Below are 20,278 nucleotides of genomic sequence, written 5' to 3' on the forward strand. Positions count from 1 at the left end.
TTAGGATGAATAAAGCTTTATTACGCTCCAAAAGTATCTGGATAAAAGTCCTTCTGATCGTACTTGGGATATCGATGCCTTTATGGCTCAGCGTAGAGGTGTCCGGGCTTGGCAGCTTAATGAGAAGCTTAAAAGAAGAACCGGATGGAAGCACGTTGATGATGGCCGCTTTCGCTCTTGTCCTATTAAACACCATTCGCGCCCTTCCGCACTATATAGGAGCCTTGCTTCTAGGAGATGAGATCGGCGCCTATTACGGAAAACCCTGGCTTAAGGTACTCATTCCCTTATCCATTATTCCACTAAGTTACCTGATCATTAACGGGTATAACTCCATTAATTATCATTTCGGCGCCCCTGCCCTGATTCTGTTATTGTCCATTATGCTTCTGCATATGCTCGGTAAAGGAAGGCTTCGTCCTGTTTTTAAATCCTTTGTGTTAGCGCAATTGCTCTTTGGAGTTCAATGGCTCGATACCGTATTATTTTTAAGTGCCTTTGGATTTGGAGGCGGCACGATTTCGATAGAAGTCAAGGCGATCGCTGAACAACTTGGCTTTGGTACGACGCTGTCATTTTACAGTCTGGTTTTCAGTGCCGTATTTATCGTTAACGCTATTGTTCTGGCTGTTTATTTAACGGTCTCGGAACAGAAATGGAAAATGCGCCAGGACCTCGACATTGCCCGCCTGGAAATGGTGGAGTCACGGTCTGGTCGAGAAGCCCTGCACCTTGTGCATGACCTGAAAACCCCCCTCTCTTTAATGGAAGGGTTAAATTCATTAATTCAAATGAAAACAGAGGATCCTGAAATTCTCCGCTATACCAATAAAATCTCTTCCTCTATTCAATCAACCAGCGACATGGTTTCTGAAATCTTGTACCATGAAAAGAAAAATTGGTGTACATTAAAGACATTCATTGAATATGTACGAGCTAATAAACTTTCGGATTCGGCCACCATTTATGATTTTGATCTGCAGGCAGATGAGAATATTCAGATCTACATTAATAAAATCCGAATGACTCGAGCACTTGTGAACTTAATTGATAACGCAAGTGATGCCGTAGAAGGTCTGAGTGACGCCACCGTAACGATCTGTTCAAAAGTAGGGGAAGGCGGGGTCTATATCGGTGTAAAAGATAATGGACACGGGATTAGTGAAGAAAATATAGAGAAAATCTGGAATGCCGGATATAGTACCAAGTCCCACCCTGGGGTCGGCTTGACGTTTGTAAAAAATGTAGTCCAAGAACATGAAGCCGACTTGTCCATTGAGAGTGAACATGGAATTGGCACTACATTCTGGATTCATATACCGAAGGAGAGAGTGAATGATGAAGATCCTGATCATTGATAATGACGAATCCCTGCGCTTTATGCTGACGGAATTCTGTAAACATGCAGAATGGGAATCCGATACAGCAGTGAATGGCAGAGAGGGTATAGAGAAATTCCTGAAAGGCGCATTCGATGTGGTGTTAGTTGATTATCATATGCCCGAGATGGATGGTTTGCAGACCGTCCGCGAGCTGCGCAAACATAATCAGCAGATCCCGATCCTTGTCCTGACGGTAGATGAACGACAGGAAGTGGCCGACCGCTTCCTTGAAGAAGGCGCAACTGATTTCGCATTAAAACCCGTGAAGGCGCCAGATTTAATATCACGGATTCGTCTTCATGCTCAAATTGCGAATATGAAGAGTGTCCAGGATGAGGAAGAGGACGTTTTCACGGTGAAGGGGATCAGTAAGGGGACATTACAAACCGTTGCCCGTTTCCTGAAGGAACACAAATCCCCGATTTCAGTAGATGGTATTTCTAAAGAAGTTGGTCTTGCCTACCCTACCGTTTACCGCTATCTTATGCATCTATTAGAAGAAGGCAAAGTAAAACAAGTGGTCAGTCACCAGAAAATCGGACGGCCGAAAAAACTTTATAAATGGTACACCCATTGAATAGTTTCTAAATCTCCAACGCGCGTCTCTACGTGTAATCTCATCCTGTTAGGGTACAATCTTACAGTAATGAAATACATTTCGCTCTAGTATATTACTATGACAAGCTATTTAAAGGAGGGACACCACACCATGAGAACAGGAAACCCTGTATTAAAAAACGATACTTTCCAAAGTCGCAGCCAAGGTGAAACCATGACGCTTGGCGGAACGGTTGCGAAAATTGCACTCTTATTTATTTTTCTTTTAGGGACTTCGCTATACACCTGGTATCAGTATTCGCTAGGAGCAGATGTTACAGCTATGATGCTGATCGGTGCAATCGGCGGCTTAATTTTTGCTTTGATTACGGCATTCATACCTAAAGCAGCTCCCATAACCGCTCCGATTTATGCTGCACTCGAAGGCTTCTTTATTGGAGGCATTTCAGCCTTTTTCGAAAGCAGCTACCCTGGCATCGTTATTCAAGCGGCATCCTTGACGCTCGCCGTTATGGGTGTGCTGCTGTTCCTATACGCGAGTCGAGTAATTAAGGTAACGAAAAACTTCCGTCTGATGGTTGTATCCGCTACTCTAGGCATTTTTGTCGTTTATCTCATTAACTTTGTCATGAACATTTTCTTTGGTATGGAGGTTCCTTATCTTCATTCAAGCGGGCCGATCGGTATTGGTATTAGTCTATTTATTGTTGCCATTGCTGCGCTGAACCTTGTTCTAGACTTTGATTTTATTGAAGAAGGCGTAAACCGCGGTGCCCCTAAACATATGGAATGGTACGGCGCTTTCGGGCTGATCGTTACACTTGTATGGCTATATATTGAAATTCTCCGTCTGCTACAAAAGCTCAGGAGATAATGAAAGGAGCCTTTCCATGCGCGGAAAGGCTCCTTTTACTCTTCTACTTTACCCCATGCTGAGTCAAAAAATCCATAATTCCTGGCACTAATTCCTCTGCTAAAGGTAAATCAGGATTTCCATATGTCTTTAGATTCCCCTCCCGGTCTTCGGGAGCCTTTTTCAGAACATGATTCATACCTTCGATAAGGAGTAACTCTGCCTCAGGATTAGCATCTGCTAAAATTTGAGCATCCTTTTTAGTAACTTGAAGGTCGTTTGTTCCATTCACAATAAGGGTTGGGATTTCCGTTTCTCTCATCTGTTCAGCGGGGTCATAGGCCATCCACGATTGTAAGAAAGGCTGTACAGAGGGATTGAACACACTCATTAGAGGATCACTCACTTCTTTAACGGTTTCCCCTTCTCTTAACCGCTCCAGGATCGTGAGGCTTTCCTGATATAAATCATCCGGCAAACTTTCAGAAAGCTGAGCTTCTAACAATTGATCAAACGTTCGTCCAGCTCCTGAGATGGATACAAAAGCATCTGTAATTCCTGATTCAGCTGCAATCATACCCACCAGGGACCCTTGACTGTGACCAATTACAACTACTTCGGAAAAGCGCTCATCTTCATTGAGTTTATCTATCCATTGCTTAGCATCATCTACAAACTGATCGAAGCGTATATCCCCTTCCTTCGTGACGGCTTGAGCATTTTTACCCGCTCCTCGTTTGTCGTAACGAACACTCGCTACTCCTCTATCCGCAAGTTCTTCCGCAAGAAGTTTCAGACTATTATTTTTCCCTTCAATGCCAGGACTGTTGCCATTACGATCCGTAGGTCCCGAGCCAGGAATAATTAAGGCTACCGGGTGCTTTGAATCTTTTTCGGGTAAAAGCAGAGATCCATACAAGGTGCCGGTAATGGTTTCAATCGTCATAAAGTCTTCCTTACTTGCGCTGGAAGAAGAATCTTTCTGTTTCTGTAATTCAAAGTTAAAATTCTGGCCGGACTGAGTAAATGTTCCTTTGATTACGTCCTTTTCCACCGCTCCAATGAAACGAAGTGACTGACCGGAAATGGACATTTGAAACGTAAGTTCTCTCCCGTTTAATTTCACTTGATCCAAGGGATAGTCTTCTATATTCTGAGCAGGGATTGATATTTCACCTTGCAGAGATTCCTCATCCCGAAACTCCACGATGATATTTAGGGGCTGGTCAGGCACTTGAATGGAACCACTCCATTCCCCCTCTAAATCATCTCCTCCCACTTTATCACTTCCTTCAGATGTCTGATTTCCTTCACTACAGCCAGCTGTTATTAAAAAGACCAACATGATGATCGGCAGCCAAACACGCATAATGAACCTCCCTTTTTCCTCAAAGATACGCACTTAAGACAGAACAATATTCCACAATAAATGTTATAAGAAATTTAATAATTAACCTATTTATAACATATGTGTGCGTTAAAATCTGTAATTTCTAGGTTCTATTAAAGGTTATTGTTAATTTTTCATACCAGAGTGGTCTCCCGCCATTGGTCCGGATGTTGGGAGACTCGATTTCAAGCTATCTAGGGTCCGTTACGTTAGTTGGTGGAGAGCTGGTGGGGAAATAACTCGTCTTGTTCCATCACCCAGACACTCGAGACATTAGCCGTTCATCAACGGACGGGAAGACCACCGTCCTTTTGATGGTCGGCTAATGCTGGTCGTGTCTTTCGGGGTGATTCCACATTTGAACACTTTCCTATGGACCTACACGAGGTGGGGGCTGATCGACCCTGCGTCGTGCAGGGCCGATCCCCCCGCAGGACCTCCCACATAACCAATAAATCGAAATCAATTCTTACAGAAACGGGAACTTAACTGTAATATATTTGAAGATTTCACAGAGCTAATTTATAAAAAAGCATGGTCTTTGCGAGACCATGCTTTTTTATATCATTTTTACGATTCTTTTAATTGGCTAGACTTCTTACTATTCATGAATAAGGTTGTAATGAGCATGAGAAGCAAGAATATAAGCACAATGCTGAATCCTCCCGCCTGGCCGAACATTTCGGAGGCCAAGCCTACAATATAACCTGCAATACCGCCGCCGATACCGGAAGCAATATATATTAAACCAAGTGCAGAACCGCCATTTTTGGAAAGCTGTGTACCAAAAGCTGTGGCAGTAGGGAATAATGTGGAGAAGAACAAACCTGCACCCGAGAATAAATAAGGGAAATCATTAGCAAACATGAAACTTATTCCTACCATAAGCAGAGAACCTGCAGAGAACGTAATCAATATAATGCGTTCATTGATCCAGTTGGTTAGGTAAGCAATAGCGAGTCTGCCTGCCATGAAAAATACGGAGAACAGCGATAGAATGGTGGCTACCATGTCTTCTTTAGCTTCAGTAGAAATCCCACCTAAATCAAGAGATTTAAGGTAACTCGGAAAGAAGTTCATAAAGGAGACTTCCGCTGAAACTTCAAAGATTAAGAAAAACATAAGAAATACGAATTGAGCATCTTTTAACATAGGAATGAAGGCTTTCAAATCAATCTTCTCAGCCTTTCCAGACGGGAAATGGACGGAAGTGATGTAGATAATAACGGCTACAAGGCTTGCTGCAATTCCCATATAGAAATAACGCCAGGAAGCAAATTGGAAAAGATAGTTCAAGAACTGAGGAAAGACAACCATACCTAGTCCATATACGCCCATAGCTAAGTTAAACATCTGATTTTGGCGGTTTGGATATGCAGCGGGCACGATTGCGTTAGAAGCAACTCCTAAAGAACCCAGGCCAAAGCCGACGATCATATAAAACCCTAAAAAGAACGTAATATTAGGGGCAAGGCCAGTACCTAGAAATCCAAGTCCCATAATAATTGAACCGACGATTGTCATAATGCGAAGCCCTTTTTTATCGGTATAGTACCCGATCAGCACACTGGCAAGTGTAAAACCTAATTGAAATATAAAAACGACAAGTCCGAACTGGCTCATATCAAGTCCTAAATCCTGTTCCACCTGATCAAGCACAATTCCTTTTGTATTCGTCACCCCACCCGATATAAACTGGGTGAACATGAGGATGACAAGAGCGTGAATACTCTTTCCGCGGGACATGTGAGTTACCTCCTGATGATTGTAATATATCATGAATCTGTTTGATTGCTTGGAGGGTTTTCCCACGGTTTATTTACTTAAAACTATAAAAATATATGTAAACGATTTATTATATTAAAAAAATTATAAACCTATTATTTTCATTCTATTGACCTAGATATGTTATGATAAAATGACAACCAGGCAGTGTTTCTATATAGGAGGTCGGCTGCCCCCTTATCGAAGTGGAAAGGGGGTGAAGCCTTTTTTGAGTATCTATGAGGTGTTTATGGTTCTATTTTCTTTCGGAACTTTCCTTATTGCCCTGCTCGCGTTGGTCATTAAAATGACCAATAAAAAATAGACCTCCTGTCTGGTAACGGGAGAGGTCTATTCCTCAGTGAGTAGCCGATCCCTTCGGAACAGCTGCCGGTCTGGCCGCAGTGGACGCTGCGGCCTTTCAAATGTTCAATTCTGACTTTATTGTACCACAAGTATATGCCGTCATCCATCAGCCTATAACGGGTGGCTGCTTGTTTATGTAATCATCCAAGAATATTCTGTGCTTTTCAAATATTTGATCCGGTAATTGATCCAAGGGGAAAAAGCGAGCATCTAATGTCTCTCCATCATGAAAATTAAAGGTCCCGGTGAACTCTTTGCAAGTAAATAAAATCTGGACGAGAGCAACTTGATCACCATTTGGAAACGTTTTATGCAGCTCTTTCCCTGAATACACACCAAACAGTTCCATTTCACCAAGCTCAAGTCCTGTTTCCTCTTTCGTTTCACGTCTGGCAGCGTCTTCCACTTTTTCATCCATCTCCATAAAGCCTCCCGGTAACCCCCACGTCTGCGTATCAGCCCGTAATTGTAGAAGCACACGGTTGTGTTCATCCATAACAAATGCACCGCATACCGTCATAATCACTCGCTCTTTCCCTACTTTCGAACGGATGTATGTAATATAATCCATAAATAATGTACTCCTTTATCTTTATTTACACTCGCCTCGTGCCATTCGTTTCTACCTCTAATTGAATCACTTTTTCATCTTCCCATTCAAGTTATCCAGACTCTAATAAAGAAGAGTCCACTCTCCACAGCCTGTGTTAGAATAAATCAAATGGTAATATCTGTTTGACCTGAGGTGGTAAAATGTGGACATACTTACCTGTCAAAAGATGCTTCTCTTAGTTTTTATAACGAGCTCGATCCTATTGAATCGTGAAGTCCTCAATGGCTAAAGAATGCTTAAAAAAACAGACAGCAGTAAAAACTCTCATTTTGAAAGCGAGGAATAACTTTGAAACGCACCCTTACAGCTATTGGACTAACGCTTATTGCCGTGTCGGCTGTCATTCTAATAATGAACATCAGAGGTGACACTCAGAACGAGTCAAAAGATGCATCCCCCCACTCCCAAATGCCACTAAGAGCAAACGAAAAGAAAGGTACCCGCTCCCCTCTTTTACAGTGGTCTATGGAAGAAAAAGTATCCCAGACCCTGTATATTGGCATCCAGGGACTTACTTTAAGTAATCAGGAGAAAGAAATGATCAGCCAGGAGAAGGTAGGAGGTGTGATTTTACTCGGGCGAAATGTTGAAAGCGCCCCACAGCTACAGAATTTAGTGGATTCGATTCGCCAGGCAAATGCAAACAATCCGATCCCCTTGTTTTTAGGGGTTGATGAGGAAGGCGGCCGTGTAAGCCGTATCCCGGACAATGCTATCATGAATCTTCCTGCCAGCAAAAAAATTGGTGACACAATGGATGCAGAGCTTGCTCAAAAAACAGGACGGCTATTAGCTGAAAAAGTGAAAGCATTTGGCTTTAATATGAACTTTGCTCCTGTGCTTGATATCGTAAACAATCCGAATAATCAAGTGATAGGAGATCGTTCCTTCGGCGAAACTCCAGAACGTGTTAACAATCTGGGGATCCCCGCGATGCAAGCCATACAAGCGGAACGGGTCATTCCCGTGGTCAAACACTTCCCAGGCCATGGAAATACGTCTGTGGATTCACACTATGACCTTCCTGTCGTGGATCAATCCATAGAGGAGTTACAGGATTTCGAATGGGTACCTTTTGAGACGGCTGTTGAACAAGGGACAGATGCCATCATGACTGCTCACATCTTATTCCCTGAACTAGACCAGAAATATCCTGCTACTCTTTCTAAAACAATTATTACAGGTATTCTCCGAGAACAGCTGGATTTCAATGGGCTTGTCATTACGGACGATATGGCTATGGGGGCTATCTCCAATAATTATGGGACAAGCGAAGCAGCCGTACTATCGATACAAGCAGGGGCAGATATGGTGTTATTAACAGATACAAGTCAGTTTGAGAATGTGAAAGATTCGCTTATGAAAGCTGTAAGAGACGGCCAAATTCCAGAAAGTCAGTTAAATACTAGTATCAAACGAATCCTCCAGAAAAAAGAAAATTATAAATTAAGTGAAACGTATGAGGACACCGCAGACATCTCTCAGCTCAATAAGCAAATTGAAGAGGTATGGAATCAGATCCAATAAGCGTGCTTCCCCCTAATCGTCGGGAAGCACGCTTTTCTTTTTTAAATCTCTTTATAACGATGCCACCAGGGTTTAGCTTCCTCAAGCTGGGCGGCTAGTTTAAACAGCGTAGCTTCATCTCCGAACTTCGCCATAAAATGTGAGCCGATTGGCACGTTCTGATTATTCCAGTACAATGGGACACTCATAGCAGGCTGTCCTGTCACGTTGGCAATAGGAGAAAGATGAGCATATTGAGCAGACACCGCAAGAATTTCATCAATCGTATTTTCTTCTCCATTATAGCAGCCGAGCGGCAATGCCGATTTAGAAGTAACCGGATGGAGAAGCACGTCATATTTTTCAAAAAATCGATGAACCTTCTCACTTTCAGAAGCTAAGAACATCCGGGCTTGCTCGTATTCCATAGCTGTAAATTGGGAAGCTTTATCAATCAAGGTAGAAAGCATTCTTTCAAGATTCTCAGCAGATGGATCTTTTCCATTCATTCGGGCGGCATCCTGAACAGCCAGAGCCCCTCCAAGCACCCATACCGTCACGTAAGCGTCCATGAAACGGTGCAAATCAAAATCAGGATAAGCGACTTCCACATGATGCCCTAGGGTTTCCAGCAAATGGGCTGTCTCATTCACTGCTTGCTGCACATCGGGTGCAATGTCCATCAATTCCCCGAAATCAGCTAGATAGCCCACCTTTAGGGGGTCTAACTCCTCTTTAATTACCTCCGTGTAAGGTTTTTCGTAAGCAGGAGTAGCAAACAAATCCCCCATCTGCGGACCTTCCAAAACGTCTAGAAGTGCCGCACTGTCCCGCACAGAACGGGTTAGAGCATGACTAACCGCGAAACTATTCAAACGCATGGAAAAGGGTGTCCGTCCTCTGGTCGGTTTGAGTCCAAACACTCCACAGTTCGATGCTGGAATTCGAATGGATCCTCCTCCATCACTGCCATGAGCAAACGGAATCATGCCAGATGCTACAGCCGCTCCAGCTCCCCCGCTCGACCCACCTGGAGAATAGTTTTGGTTCCACGGATTCTTCGCGAAACCAAGATGAACAGATTCCGTAGCCGGAGTAAAGCCGAATTCAGGTGTATTCGTTTTACCGAGAATCGTTAATCCTGCATGCTTATAACGTCTAACAATCTCATCATCTGCTGATGCCTTAAATCCATCCATAATCTTTGAACCGTAGGAAAGAGGATACCCCTTCATAGCATTTAAATCTTTAATTAGAAACGGAATTCCTCTAAATACACCATTTCCATTAATATTTGCTGCATTCTCAAAAGTCTTATGTACAACTGCGTTGAGCTCAGGGTTCTTTCGATCGATCATTGTCTTATAATGCTCAACAATTTCTTCAGGCTTCAACTTATTTTCTTCAATTAAACACCGCTGTCCTATCCCATCTAACTCATGAAGATCATAAATTTCCATTTGATCAGCCTCCCTTTCCTTTCTCATTTTCTATGAAATACCATCAAAAATAAACTATTTACTACTTCGCTTCCTTTTAACCATAAGTAGAAAAACAGCGCTTGGAAATTTCACCAAAAAATTTAAAAACCAGCGTTTATTATTATCCGGCCAGGGAAAATTATAGCAAAGTCAAAGGAGAGGATACGTGAATGAAATACCATTTCCCCCTTAGAAGTCAAAAGCTTGTTTGGATTATTGGATTCGCCTCTTTCCTTATTGTTTTATTCACATTGAATTTACTTACTCCTGATCCCGCTGTAAACCTTACACGAAGCCTCGTCGCTTTTGGTGCTGCTCCTTTATTTATCCTGTATGCGAACCAAAACCATCTCTGGTTTCGTAAATCCTTTCGATGGCTGGTATCAAGCAGCCATCTTCTGCTTTCCAGCGCTACAATTTTCTTTTTCGGGGTCATAGTCAGTTTTGAAGTTCTCTCTATGATTCCGAGTAGATACGGCTTTTTTCTCCACCTCTTCCTATTAGCTGTTTCCTCCGTTATTTATTGGGCACCTCTACTGCTTTCCTGTCCGTTTCACAAATCTAAGCCATTCATGTCACGATTTGCTTATTTCACTCTCACAACCCTTTTGTTTTTTATTTATCACGAGGCTGCTTTTTACTATTACGGGGCCCGTCCGTCGGCAGGCTTTATGAATACAGGCCTCGCTGCCATGCTTATCACTTTATTCTATATTATTACTCAATGGTCTAAGTTGGAAAGCCACACCGACCGACCTACTGTAAAAGGTTATGTGCATTCTTTGACGGAAGAAAAGAAGTCATAAAAAAACAGCCAGCGTAGCTGACTGTGTTGAAGAGTGTTCTATCTGGGCTTCATAAATAGTTGAGTCCAGTACGTTCCGTATTTCCCGGAATCTTCTATATAGCCTACACCAATGTGTGTAAACTGATCATTTAAAATATTTGCCCGGTGTCCTTCGCTATTCATCCAGCCTTCCACGACTTCTTCAGGAGTTCGTTGACCAGCCGCAATATTTTCACCGGCGGCCCAATAAGAGAAGTCAAATTCATCCATCATCTCAAATGGCGAGCCGTAGGTAGGAGATGTATGACTAAAATAATTTTTTTCAGCCATGTCCTCGGATTTTACAACCGCAAGTCCACTTAGACGATTGAACATTTCAAGAGGTTTCAAGCCTTCTTCAGCCCGTTCTTCATTCACCAGCACTACTACTTCTTTTTCATATTCAGAAGGTTCATAATCTTTAAGAGAAGAAGAAGAAAGATCGGTTTGTTCATTGTTAACTTCTTCTCCAGAACGGTCTTCAGGTGCGGCACTATGGTTATCCTCAGGGTCCATAGGTTCAGGACTAGTTTCTATTTGAGGTTCTGGGGCAGGTTCCGGCATTTCACCGCTTCCAAAATATTTCTTCAGTTCTTCTATTAACGGGCTGGAAGCATCCCAATCACTGAACCAATTCCCCACTTGATGGGCTTTTTCCGTGACTGAACCGAGGTGGTCGTCTTTATTTTCCCATATTTCCTGAGCATAGGACGGGGCAGCTATTGTTCCAATAATTACAGCTACTATTATTACTAACAGGAGTTTTTTAATCATCTACTCTGCTCCTTATCATCAAGTTGCCTAAAGTCTGGAGGTTACTGATAAGTCTATTATCTCATCCACAGGAAGGTACCACAAGCAAAGGGGCTGAACCAATCGTTTCCAGAAATTACTTACTGGTTTATCCATACTAAGTTTTCACAACTCTTTACTAAAGAATACCCCATCAACTCATTAATCAAGCATCTTTTAAAGAACCTTTATAAATCACTTTCTCATGCAACGACAAATCAAGATCGCGAGCATGCTTCATCAAGCGTTTTTGCTCAACTGGATTCACAAGGGATATGACTGTCCCGTCGGATGCACCTAACCGGGCTGTACGGCCAGCTCTATGAATATAAGCCGTAGCATCTTTAGGAACATCTAAATTCACAATGTGGTTAATATCTATAATATCAAGGCCCCTCGCCGCCACGTCAGTTGCTAACAGCAGTGAATAGTCCCCTTTCCGAAATTCTCTAATCGCTTTAGCACGCTGTTCTTTATTTGCATCACTATGCAAAAGACCGAGGTCTAAGTTTTTATAGGTTAATTTTTCGGCAAATACATTCAGCTTCGCGATATCCTGCAGAAAAGCAAGCCCTTTAAAACCATCCATCCTGGCAAGCTTACGGAGGACTTCGATCTTATCCCGATCTTCACACACCATATACGTATGCTCGACATCCGGCTTTTGTATTTCTGTTTCTACACGCACGACTTCGGTCTCTTCATCCATGAACTCCTGGGCTACCTCAATTACCTCTTCAGGCATCGTTGCTGAGAACAAAAGGATTTGACGATCTTTGAGCATGCTTTCCAGAATGTCATTGACCGTTCGAATATGTTCTGGGACAAGCAGCTGATCGGCTTCATCCATGACCACTGTTTTAATTTCATGAGCTTTTACTTTTTTCTTTTTCATTAATTCATAGACCCGTCCAGGAGTACCAATCACTACTTGCGGCTTCTTCTTCAGTTTTTCCATTTGTCGTTTGATATTTGCTCCGCCGATAAGGGTAGTACTGTTAATCCCGCTTCCTTTCGTCCAATTCTGAACTTCTTCATTAATCTGCATGACCAGTTCATGAGAAGAAGCTAAAATAAGAACCTGGGTGTGCTTTTGGGCAGGATCAATCTTATGAAGCAGCGGAATAAGATAGGCAAGTGTTTTCCCACTTCCGGTAGGGGCTTCCCCCAACACATCCTCTCCATTTAAAACGAGCGGGATGGCGCGTTCCTGTACCGTTGTTAGAGTGTCATACCCGGAATTGCTCCATGCTTCTTTTAGAAAAGGGGATAGTTCATTAAACCATTCTGTTTGGTGGTTACTCATATTTTTCATATCCTTTCTTTCGATCATAAAAAAAGAGGCCTCATACCATATTGGATGGTTAAGAGACCTTTTATACATAATCCATAGCTTGCTTTATATTATACACGATTAACGTTTAGTTTCGATATAATTTTTCAAGTGGACAAGATGGTCCTGGTCCTCTTTTCTAATAATTCTTTCAATCAAAGGTCTGGCGAGCTTATTACGAAGCCCTTCTGTATAGAGTTCTCCCCGAAATTCCACCTTCGTACCATCACTCACTTCGGAAAACGTATAATGGTATCTCAAGTCAAGACCGTTCTGGACGCTTTGTACAGAATAACGCTGGTTTTTCAGAAATTTAGTCACTTCAATCACAGAGGAGGCTTTCCGGCCTCTGATCTCTCTTGTTTCTTTAAACTGATAACCTTCCCGAACCGGCCCTTCTGACAATAGTTCAACTTTAATTACAGCATCCATAATTTCAGGGCTGTTTTTAAAATCAGTAGCAGCTTCAAAGACTTCATTGATGGGCTTGTTAATGGTTATACTTTTTTCAAGAAAAGACATAAAAACCCTCCGCAATAAACAGAATCAATCCTCAATAAATAGTTCTCTACTCCACATTATTTCCCTGCCTCGATCACACAATATAAAAACAGGTTACCCATTTCTTTTTAAAGAAAAGCCCAGTTTTTTTAGCGCACTCCCTAAGTTTGGCTGACTGTCCACTTCTTTTAATTCATCTCGAATATCAACAGCCTTCACAGCTAGGTCTGGCTGCATCCCTGTGATCACTGGAGTAACCCCAATCAGCTTAAGTATATTCACGATTTTTAACAGAGAGGCCCCGACTGTCTCATCGATATCCGAAATTCCTGACAAATCTATCACTAGATCATCGAGCTCCCATTCCTGGCTTTTCTGCAAAGTCATCTGGATGATCATATCAGCCCTCTCTTCACTAATCTCTCCGATTACCGGTAGGATCGCTACGCTTTCCGTGATGGGAACAAGAGGTGCTGACAATTGATTAATCTGCTCTTTAGCACGCTCAAGTTCAAGTACATAGGTCAGGAGAGAAGCCATGGTTTCGAACAATTCGATGTTCTCCCTGGAGAAATAAGTCGGCTTTGAATGCAGCCCGCAGATGGTTCCATAATTGGATCCATCTTTATAAAAAATAGGAACGGCTATAAAGCTACCTTCTTCCAGCGGCCGTTTTCCCAAAATAGCCTGGCCTTTTTCTTCTTTCGTAAGATCAGAAATGATAAATGCTTTCTTTCCGTGCTCGAGGCTTCTTTGGCAAAGAGTACCATCTAAAGGAAAAGTTTCACCCTTTGATACCAGGGGTTCGTTTTGGCTGGCTACTTGTATAACTTTACACGTTTCTCCGTCATCTGAGGTAAAAAACAAGGTATCAAGATTAGTGGATTGATCCATCAGTTCAATAATACTCTTTGCTACTTCTTCAAAATCCTGAAAATTTCTTGGTATTAGAAACTTTTGAGGTGGATGATTCATAACTAACTCACCTTTCTATACTCTTACGTCACTTTATATTGACTATACTGGAAAATGCTATTCGTTATCTACCCTTTTACAGTAACAAATATGTCACTATTAAGTAATGTTTTTAATCAAAGTTGAAATTCGATTAGCGAAAGGAATATCTTTTGCCAACTCCACACAACCTATAAAAATCAATCGTGCGAAATGAGGTACATATATTATGGACTGGATTGCCATTATTCCTTTTATAGTCGTCATATTAGCAGCCATTTGGACCAAGCAGGTGATCCCAAGTTTATTATTTGCCGTTATTGTAGCTGGATACTTGGTAGATCCACATTGGCTCAGAGGTATGATGACAGGGTTCATGTTCATCGTTCAAGGTTTGACAGATGAGAATAATATGAAAATTATTATTTTTCTCTACGCCTTTTCCGCCTTAATAGGAATTGTGAAAGTGTCCGGAGGTATTAAAGGTTTTGTTCAGGAAGCCACAGAACGTATTGATAAAAAAAGAGGCGCTTTTATCCTTACCTGGCTATCCTCACTCGGGACGTTCAGTGCACCTAGTTTTCGCATCGTAACCATTGCTCCTGTTATGAAAGCCATGCGAAAAAAAATTCCGATGAGTAAGCAGGAACTTGGGTTTGTCATCGAAACGACAGCTTCCCCTCTAGTCGTTTTGATCCCTGTAGCTACTGCCTTCGTTGGTTACATGACATCTGTGATCGAGTTGTCGTTACAGCAGGCTAATGCGGAAGGTGATCCTTATTCTCTTTACATCAGCAGTATACCCTTTAATTTCTTTGCTTTTTCTATGCTGGTTGTAGGTTTCTATTTAAGTTTTTTCCATCGTAATAAAAAACCTGCCACAGATGCTGAAGATATGAGTCAGGATAAGGGGAAGGACGATGATGATTGGCAGGACTGCCACCCTGCCGTAACCAAAGAGCTGCCGGCAAAGCCCTGGAACTTAATTGTGCCGCTCGCGAGTGTTATCGTATTAACCTTCTTTTTTATGTATATGGTAGGAGTCGAGGAAGGCGAGCAGGGATTTAAGGCGCTGATCAACGATGCTGTGTTAGACGCCATGGTCTTAGGTGTAGTTACAACACTGATCGGATTCGTCATTTATTTAAAAATAACAGCATTGCCGCTTAAAAAAATTATGGACAGTTTAATCTATGGGGGTAATGAGATTATGGGAGTTATCCTCTTACTGGGAACTGTGTGGGGGCTTAGTAAAGGTTCTGAAGCTCTTGCGTTTGCAGATACGATTTCATCCTGGTTCGGCTGGATTCCTCCTGGTTTCGTAGCCGTCATTATCTTCATTGTCGGCTGCGGGCTTTCTTATTTTATTGGTTCATCATGGGGAACCTGGGGAATTCTTATGCCGGTTGGGGTTTCCATAGCCGCCGTTGCGGGCAGTTCTCTGCCGATGGTTATCGGTGCCGTGTTTGCTAGTGGGACATTTGGTGCTTTTGCTTCCCCCTTGAGCGATGATACCAATACGACCGCGGGGATTTTAAATTTGAATGCCATTAAATATGCTAAGTTCAAGTTGAAGCCTGCTTTATGGGCCGCTTCGGCTGCAGCAGTTTTATACTTTGGCCTCTCCTTTTTCTTTTAGATACCCCCTATTTCCGAATTCCAATTAAAGATAAGCTCCCGTTTGTTTAAGACTCAGTTTCGAGATAGTTGGGGTAGATGATCCTTGTTCACTGAAAGGTGTTTATTCAGAGAATTTCGAGCTCTCCATGATCGCAAAGGGGCGGAAGGGAACAGCGAAGACTCATGCGGGATGAACATGACAGGTGAGGCCCCGGAAGGCGCTAGCCTGAGGAGACTCAGCGGAAGGGATGTTCGACTAAGATCGCCACGTCGTGTGGCCACGTCGAACTACCCTGCGTCGTGCAGGGCCGCGGAGCGAGCCGTTCCCTTCCGCCCCTTTCTCCACACAATATCTCGAAACTGAGTATTCAACTATACGATCCTTTAGCTTAACAATTCTATTTAATATAACTAATAACATGTTTAACAAATTATAATTATTCAAAGAACTTCATCTATTAAGAAGTTCTTTGTGTATTTATCACCACTGTACCTGCACCCCAGTCATAGACACTTCTTCGCTTTGGATTCGTGAGAGGCAGGATTAAATACAAAAACACCGTGATATATACAGCGCTTAATATGACATAAAGAGTCATCTCCGAAAAACCAGAGGGAAGCATTAAATTCCAGACTACAAAATGAGCAGCTTCCCACGGAAGAAATTTAATCGTTGTGCGAAGGATAGAACGTCCTATTCCTATCCGCTTTCCTGCTTGATCAACAACACGAACCCCCATCATCCTTTTTCCAACGGTCCCCTGCCAAATCGATTGCTCAGCGATCACGAAATAAAGTGAAACAGGCAATGTGATAAGAAGGAAGCCTGTCCATTGAGCCGTGACTGGAGAATGTGAGAACAAAGGGGTAATAGTAGATCGCAGTATAAAGGAGATACCTCCCACCACCAGCACCCCATATAATACAATGATGAGATAATCCAGCAGAAAAGCATATAATCGAGTTTTGAAGAGGGAAAAAGACATAGCTGACACCTCTCCTTTACATTTTTAATGCCTCACCATTTTCCTGCACCTTTTGAAACTATTATACCCTTCGCAATTAAAGAAAAGCACCCCCATCTACCAATGGAGGCGCCCAGCTGAATAAACTGGCCTATTTTTCAGTTGCATTTACATAAATAATCTCGGGATAGGGATGACTTAAGAATTCGTGGTGTGAAATGGTCCAGGCATAGGCACCTGCATATTCAAATATGACGATGTCTCCTGCCCGCAGCTGATCCACATACTCCTTTCGAACGAGCACATCATTTGGTGTGCATAACTCCCCCGCAACCGTAACATCCGTTTTTAAAACTTCCGGCCGTGCAAAAGGATAGTTCCATTCTTCCACTGAATAAACTCGAAACGGATGGCTCATCTTCCAGGCAGCAGGGAGACGAAGATGATGCGAACCGCCCCGGATCACGGCAAAGTGCTGATCGTGATTCTTTTTTATATCGAGCACCTCCGTTACATAAGAGCCGCAGGCTGCCGTCATATAGCGTCCGATTTCTATAATTAAGGTAAGGTCTTCAGCTTCCGTTCTTAGTCCTGTAATACCAGACGCAAGTATTTCCCAGTCAAAAGGATCCTCTGGGTTCCAGTAGTTGATTCCAATACCTCCGCCCAGATCCACGATCATACCGGATAAACCAAACTGTTTTCGCCACAATTTTGTTTTATCTATGCAGACTTTAACGAAACGAACGTGGGACTCTGCATCTAAGTTGTTCGACATAGCGTGAAAATGAAATCCTTCAATCGAAACAAATTCAGCGTCAAGTGCTGCCTCAATAAAAGAGGGGACCTCACGTTCGTCTATTCCAAACTGAGAGGGTACACCAGACATGCGCAGATGGCTGTCTGAAATGTTTACACTCAAATTGACGCGAATAAGAATAGGTACCGTTACGTTTTTCTGTTTGGCTATATAATTGATTCGATTCAGCTCATGGAAGCTTTCTACGTTCAAGTACTCTACGTTCGAATGGATAGCCGCTTCAATTTCACGATCTTTCTTTCCAGGACCCCCAAAAATCATTTGTTTTTCTGTTTCTGCTACCACTTTGTTTATTTCACCTTCTGAAGCCACTTCAAATCCGTCGACGATTGGATCTAATGTCTCTAACAAGGGTTGATCAGAGTTGGCTTTTGCGGCATAGTACAGCCGGCAGAAAGATGGAAGACTGTTCTTAATAGCAGCTGCATGGTCTCTCAGCTGCTTTAAGTCATAGATATATGCGCAGATCGGATCCTTCGTTTGTTTACGCTTTTCTTTTATATACTTTTCTAATGTAAGTTCTTCATTGGTAATCAAGACTGACTCCTCCGGCTTTCCTGTTTAATACGCTAACGGGTTTGAGACTTTATTATAGCCGTATTCCTTACTGTCCGTTAGCCGCATTTTTGTGAGTGACTTATGCTTCACAGAAGATTGATATAAAAAAGCACGATCCTCTTCTACCGCTTCCTTTAAATTTGGATCTTCCCGCAGCGTTTCAAAGGTTTTCTCACAAGTTAACTTTACCTGCTTCCAAAAATCCTTTTCTTCCAGGCCTGAATATAGCACCAGCTGCCTGATTATCTCACCCAGGTGGTTTTGAAAAACCGTATAGTACAACTTGTTATGCACCTCAGATAGTTCACTGGTGACGGAAACCGAACCTGTAGCAAAAGAAGGATTCAGGTTTTGCTTTCGAATTCTCTGTTCATGTACGCGGGCTCCACCCCAATCCCTGAAAAAGAAGCGAGTCAGCCGTCCTTTTCTAAAGACAGGAATGCTATTTTGAAGATGCCCTTCAAGCGCGACCCCATATTTAACCATCAAAGTAACATACGCAGGAATTACGGTTTGAATATAATCATTAAAAAACTCTGCCGCTGCCTGCGCTTTCGTCAAGCTCTCCTCTACCTTGAGCTGTTCTGCCAGTTCCTTAAGCATTGTTGTCTCTGTAACAGGAGACTCTGCATAAAGAGCCATTCCCGCAATAGCAGCTTCTTCTTCCTCAATTTTCGCATCAATATTTTCACGAATTAGCATCGTAATATTTCTGCTTTTCAACTGATCTTCTGATCTAAAAGCCGCTCCTGATAATTCATTTAGCGGCACAAATCCATTCAAATGCCCCTCTTGATCCATAATTTTCGCGATCATGGAAGAAAATATGGTAGAGTTCATAGCTGTTTGTGTGGAAATCGAACGAACCGTAGAGGTCATCTGACTATTTACGGCAAGCTTCAGGACCGGCGCTTCATTGTCCATCGGAGCCACCGTTCGAAATGAAGAAGTTGCTTGTGCGCTTAGCTTTGGATCTTCTAATAGGATGATAATTTCACGGTAAATCTCTTCTTCATAGATAGAAGGAACGGCATGTTCAAACTGCCATGGATGGACCGGCAGCACGTCAAATTCATCAGCATTGTATCCTCTATCATTCAACTCTTTGACAGCATCATGCCACTCCTTCGGGAAAAATCTCTTCAGTATACTCCCCTTATCCAGGGTCGATCTAAGATAATCCCTTCGAACTGCTGCAAAACGGACTCCGAATGACTGATGGAATTCCCCAGAGTACTGAAAAACATCCTGAAAAGATAAACCAAGCTTCGTTTTGGCTCCTGGGTGTAAATGGTGACCATCCACTACAAGCTGTTCAAAGAATAAACTTTTAGAGAAGTCGGGCGTGCGCTTTTGCTTTTCCTCTAAGTACTCAAACGTAGTTGCCGCCCCCAGCTGAGAAGCTTCTCGTTTAATGACCTTTTTCCAGCTGTCATTGTACATATAAGCGAGCGCTAAATTCGCTGTCCCATTATCCAGTTCCTGAATAAAGGCATTCCTGTTCGGATACTCTTCTTTAGTGAACATTAATCGAACAAGCTCCGAGGCCACTGAAATGTTGCGGATCTCATGCTCGCCCAGATAAACAAGGTCACCACTCGTTTCAACGAGATGAAACGAGTATTCTCGCTGGACAGGAAAAAGGATAGCATATCGCTTAAACTGAACCATTTTATAACTCAAACCTTCCTGAAGAGGAAAATCCTGCAGTCGCTTGTAAATCCCTTCCCATGCATGTGGCTTTTCATTAATGAACAGGGTATGTCCCTGCTTTTTCAAATCAATAGCATCGCTATAATACTCATTAATATTTTCCCTTAAGATAGAGTCCGCTAATTTATGGAGAATTCCTTTTCTTCCTTTTTCCATATAGGTAAGAAACTGAGAAACGTACTCTGGTTTCTTCTCGTATAAAAACCGTAAACAGTTCTGCTCTTCTAAAAGTGGTTGTACTTTACCATGTTTCTCAAGTTTAGGTAAAGGAATCGTCATGATT

General features: G+C 42.5%; 18 protein-coding genes. 7 read left to right on the top strand and 11 right to left on the bottom strand.

Annotation, left to right across the window (positions count from 1 at the left end):
* Positions 1-5 precede the first annotated feature (5 nt).
* The 3 genes from ACTWP7_RS08555 to ACTWP7_RS08565 all read left to right on the top strand — a co-directional run bounded on the left by ACTWP7_RS08555 (position 6) and on the right by ACTWP7_RS08565 (position 2,814).
* Positions 6-1,358, top strand: a complete 1,353-nt coding sequence (locus tag ACTWP7_RS08555) for a sensor histidine kinase (protein ID WP_443122822.1) — start codon at positions 6-8, stop codon at positions 1,356-1,358.
* A complete protein-coding gene (locus ACTWP7_RS08560; protein WP_041601778.1) occupies positions 1,339-1,959 on the top strand; it encodes a response regulator in 621 nt (206 codons plus the stop codon). The genes ACTWP7_RS08555 and ACTWP7_RS08560 overlap by 20 nt, the downstream gene beginning before the upstream one ends.
* 132 nt (positions 1,960-2,091) lie before the next feature.
* Positions 2,092-2,814: a Bax inhibitor-1/YccA family protein gene (locus ACTWP7_RS08565; protein WP_014645086.1), complete on the top strand. Its 723-nt coding sequence runs from the start codon at positions 2,092-2,094 to the stop codon at positions 2,812-2,814.
* A gap of 43 nt (positions 2,815-2,857) precedes the next feature.
* Here ACTWP7_RS08565 and ACTWP7_RS08570 read toward each other — a convergent pair whose 3' ends face one another.
* Together ACTWP7_RS08570 and ACTWP7_RS08575 are read right to left on the bottom strand one after the other, a co-directional pair.
* Complete coding sequence (locus tag ACTWP7_RS08570; RefSeq protein WP_443122823.1) at positions 2,858-4,162, bottom strand: alpha/beta hydrolase; 1,305 nt, start codon at positions 4,160-4,162, stop codon at positions 2,858-2,860.
* 591 nt (positions 4,163-4,753) lie between these two features.
* Entirely contained in the window at positions 4,754-5,929 is a 1,176-nt protein-coding gene (locus ACTWP7_RS08575) for an MFS transporter (protein ID WP_443122824.1), read from the bottom strand.
* A 172-nt stretch (positions 5,930-6,101) separates the two neighbouring features.
* Between ACTWP7_RS08575 and ACTWP7_RS08580 the strand changes: the two genes are divergently transcribed.
* Positions 6,102-6,272: a putative holin-like toxin gene (locus tag ACTWP7_RS08580; RefSeq protein WP_443122825.1), complete on the top strand. Its 171-nt coding sequence runs from the start codon at positions 6,102-6,104 to the stop codon at positions 6,270-6,272.
* Between the two features lie 147 nt (positions 6,273-6,419).
* Here the strand turns inward: ACTWP7_RS08580 and ACTWP7_RS08585 are convergent, their stop codons facing one another.
* On the bottom strand, positions 6,420-6,884 hold the full coding sequence (locus ACTWP7_RS08585) for an NUDIX hydrolase (protein WP_443122826.1): 465 nt from the start codon (positions 6,882-6,884) through the stop codon (positions 6,420-6,422).
* A 330-nt stretch (positions 6,885-7,214) separates the two neighbouring features.
* Between ACTWP7_RS08585 and nagZ the strand changes: the two genes are divergently transcribed.
* Positions 7,215-8,453, top strand: a complete 1,239-nt coding sequence (gene nagZ, locus ACTWP7_RS08590) for a beta-N-acetylhexosaminidase (RefSeq protein WP_443122827.1) — start codon at positions 7,215-7,217, stop codon at positions 8,451-8,453.
* Positions 8,454-8,494: 41 nt separating this feature from the next.
* On the opposite strand, the gene ACTWP7_RS08595 is transcribed toward nagZ, so the two are convergent.
* On the bottom strand, positions 8,495-9,892 hold the full coding sequence (locus ACTWP7_RS08595; RefSeq protein WP_443122828.1) for an amidase: 1,398 nt from the start codon (positions 9,890-9,892) through the stop codon (positions 8,495-8,497).
* Between the two features lie 191 nt (positions 9,893-10,083).
* On the opposite strand from ACTWP7_RS08595, the gene ACTWP7_RS08600 reads away from it, so the two are divergent.
* Entirely contained in the window at positions 10,084-10,719 is a 636-nt protein-coding gene (locus tag ACTWP7_RS08600) for a hypothetical protein (protein WP_443122829.1), read from the top strand.
* 38 nt (positions 10,720-10,757) lie between these two features.
* Here ACTWP7_RS08600 and ACTWP7_RS08605 read toward each other — a convergent pair whose 3' ends face one another.
* The 4 genes from ACTWP7_RS08605 to ACTWP7_RS08620 all read right to left on the bottom strand — a co-directional run bounded on the left by ACTWP7_RS08605 (position 10,758) and on the right by ACTWP7_RS08620 (position 14,340).
* Complete coding sequence (locus tag ACTWP7_RS08605) at positions 10,758-11,513, bottom strand: CAP domain-containing protein (RefSeq protein WP_443122830.1); 756 nt, start codon at positions 11,511-11,513, stop codon at positions 10,758-10,760.
* A gap of 184 nt (positions 11,514-11,697) precedes the next feature.
* The gene (locus ACTWP7_RS08610; RefSeq protein WP_443122831.1) at positions 11,698-12,837 is read right to left on the bottom strand and encodes a DEAD/DEAH box helicase; all 1,140 of its coding nucleotides are present in this window, start codon (positions 12,835-12,837) and stop codon (positions 11,698-11,700) included.
* 108 nt (positions 12,838-12,945) lie between these two features.
* A complete protein-coding gene (locus tag ACTWP7_RS08615; RefSeq protein ID WP_443122832.1) occupies positions 12,946-13,386 on the bottom strand; it encodes an SRPBCC family protein in 441 nt (146 codons plus the stop codon).
* Between the two features lie 93 nt (positions 13,387-13,479).
* On the bottom strand, positions 13,480-14,340 hold the full coding sequence (locus ACTWP7_RS08620; protein ID WP_443122833.1) for a GAF domain-containing protein: 861 nt from the start codon (positions 14,338-14,340) through the stop codon (positions 13,480-13,482).
* Between the two features lie 208 nt (positions 14,341-14,548).
* Between ACTWP7_RS08620 and ACTWP7_RS08625 the strand changes: the two genes are divergently transcribed.
* A complete protein-coding gene (locus ACTWP7_RS08625) occupies positions 14,549-15,958 on the top strand; it encodes a Na+/H+ antiporter NhaC family protein (RefSeq protein WP_443122834.1) in 1,410 nt (469 codons plus the stop codon).
* 439 nt (positions 15,959-16,397) lie between these two features.
* Here the strand turns inward: ACTWP7_RS08625 and ACTWP7_RS08630 are convergent, their stop codons facing one another.
* From ACTWP7_RS08630 to ACTWP7_RS08640, 3 genes are all read right to left on the bottom strand, one after another.
* The gene (locus tag ACTWP7_RS08630; protein ID WP_443122835.1) at positions 16,398-16,925 is read right to left on the bottom strand and encodes an RDD family protein; all 528 of its coding nucleotides are present in this window, start codon (positions 16,923-16,925) and stop codon (positions 16,398-16,400) included.
* 130 nt (positions 16,926-17,055) lie between these two features.
* On the bottom strand, positions 17,056-18,261 hold the full coding sequence (locus ACTWP7_RS08635; protein ID WP_443122836.1) for a type III PLP-dependent enzyme: 1,206 nt from the start codon (positions 18,259-18,261) through the stop codon (positions 17,056-17,058).
* 24 nt (positions 18,262-18,285) lie between these two features.
* A complete protein-coding gene (locus tag ACTWP7_RS08640) occupies positions 18,286-20,274 on the bottom strand; it encodes an IucA/IucC family protein (RefSeq protein WP_443122837.1) in 1,989 nt (662 codons plus the stop codon).
* Between the last annotated feature and the right edge of the window lie 4 nt (positions 20,275-20,278).

Source organism: Halobacillus sp. B29 (assembly GCF_052246755.1).
Lineage (GTDB): Bacteria > Bacillota > Bacilli > Bacillales > Halobacillaceae > Halobacillus > Halobacillus halophilus.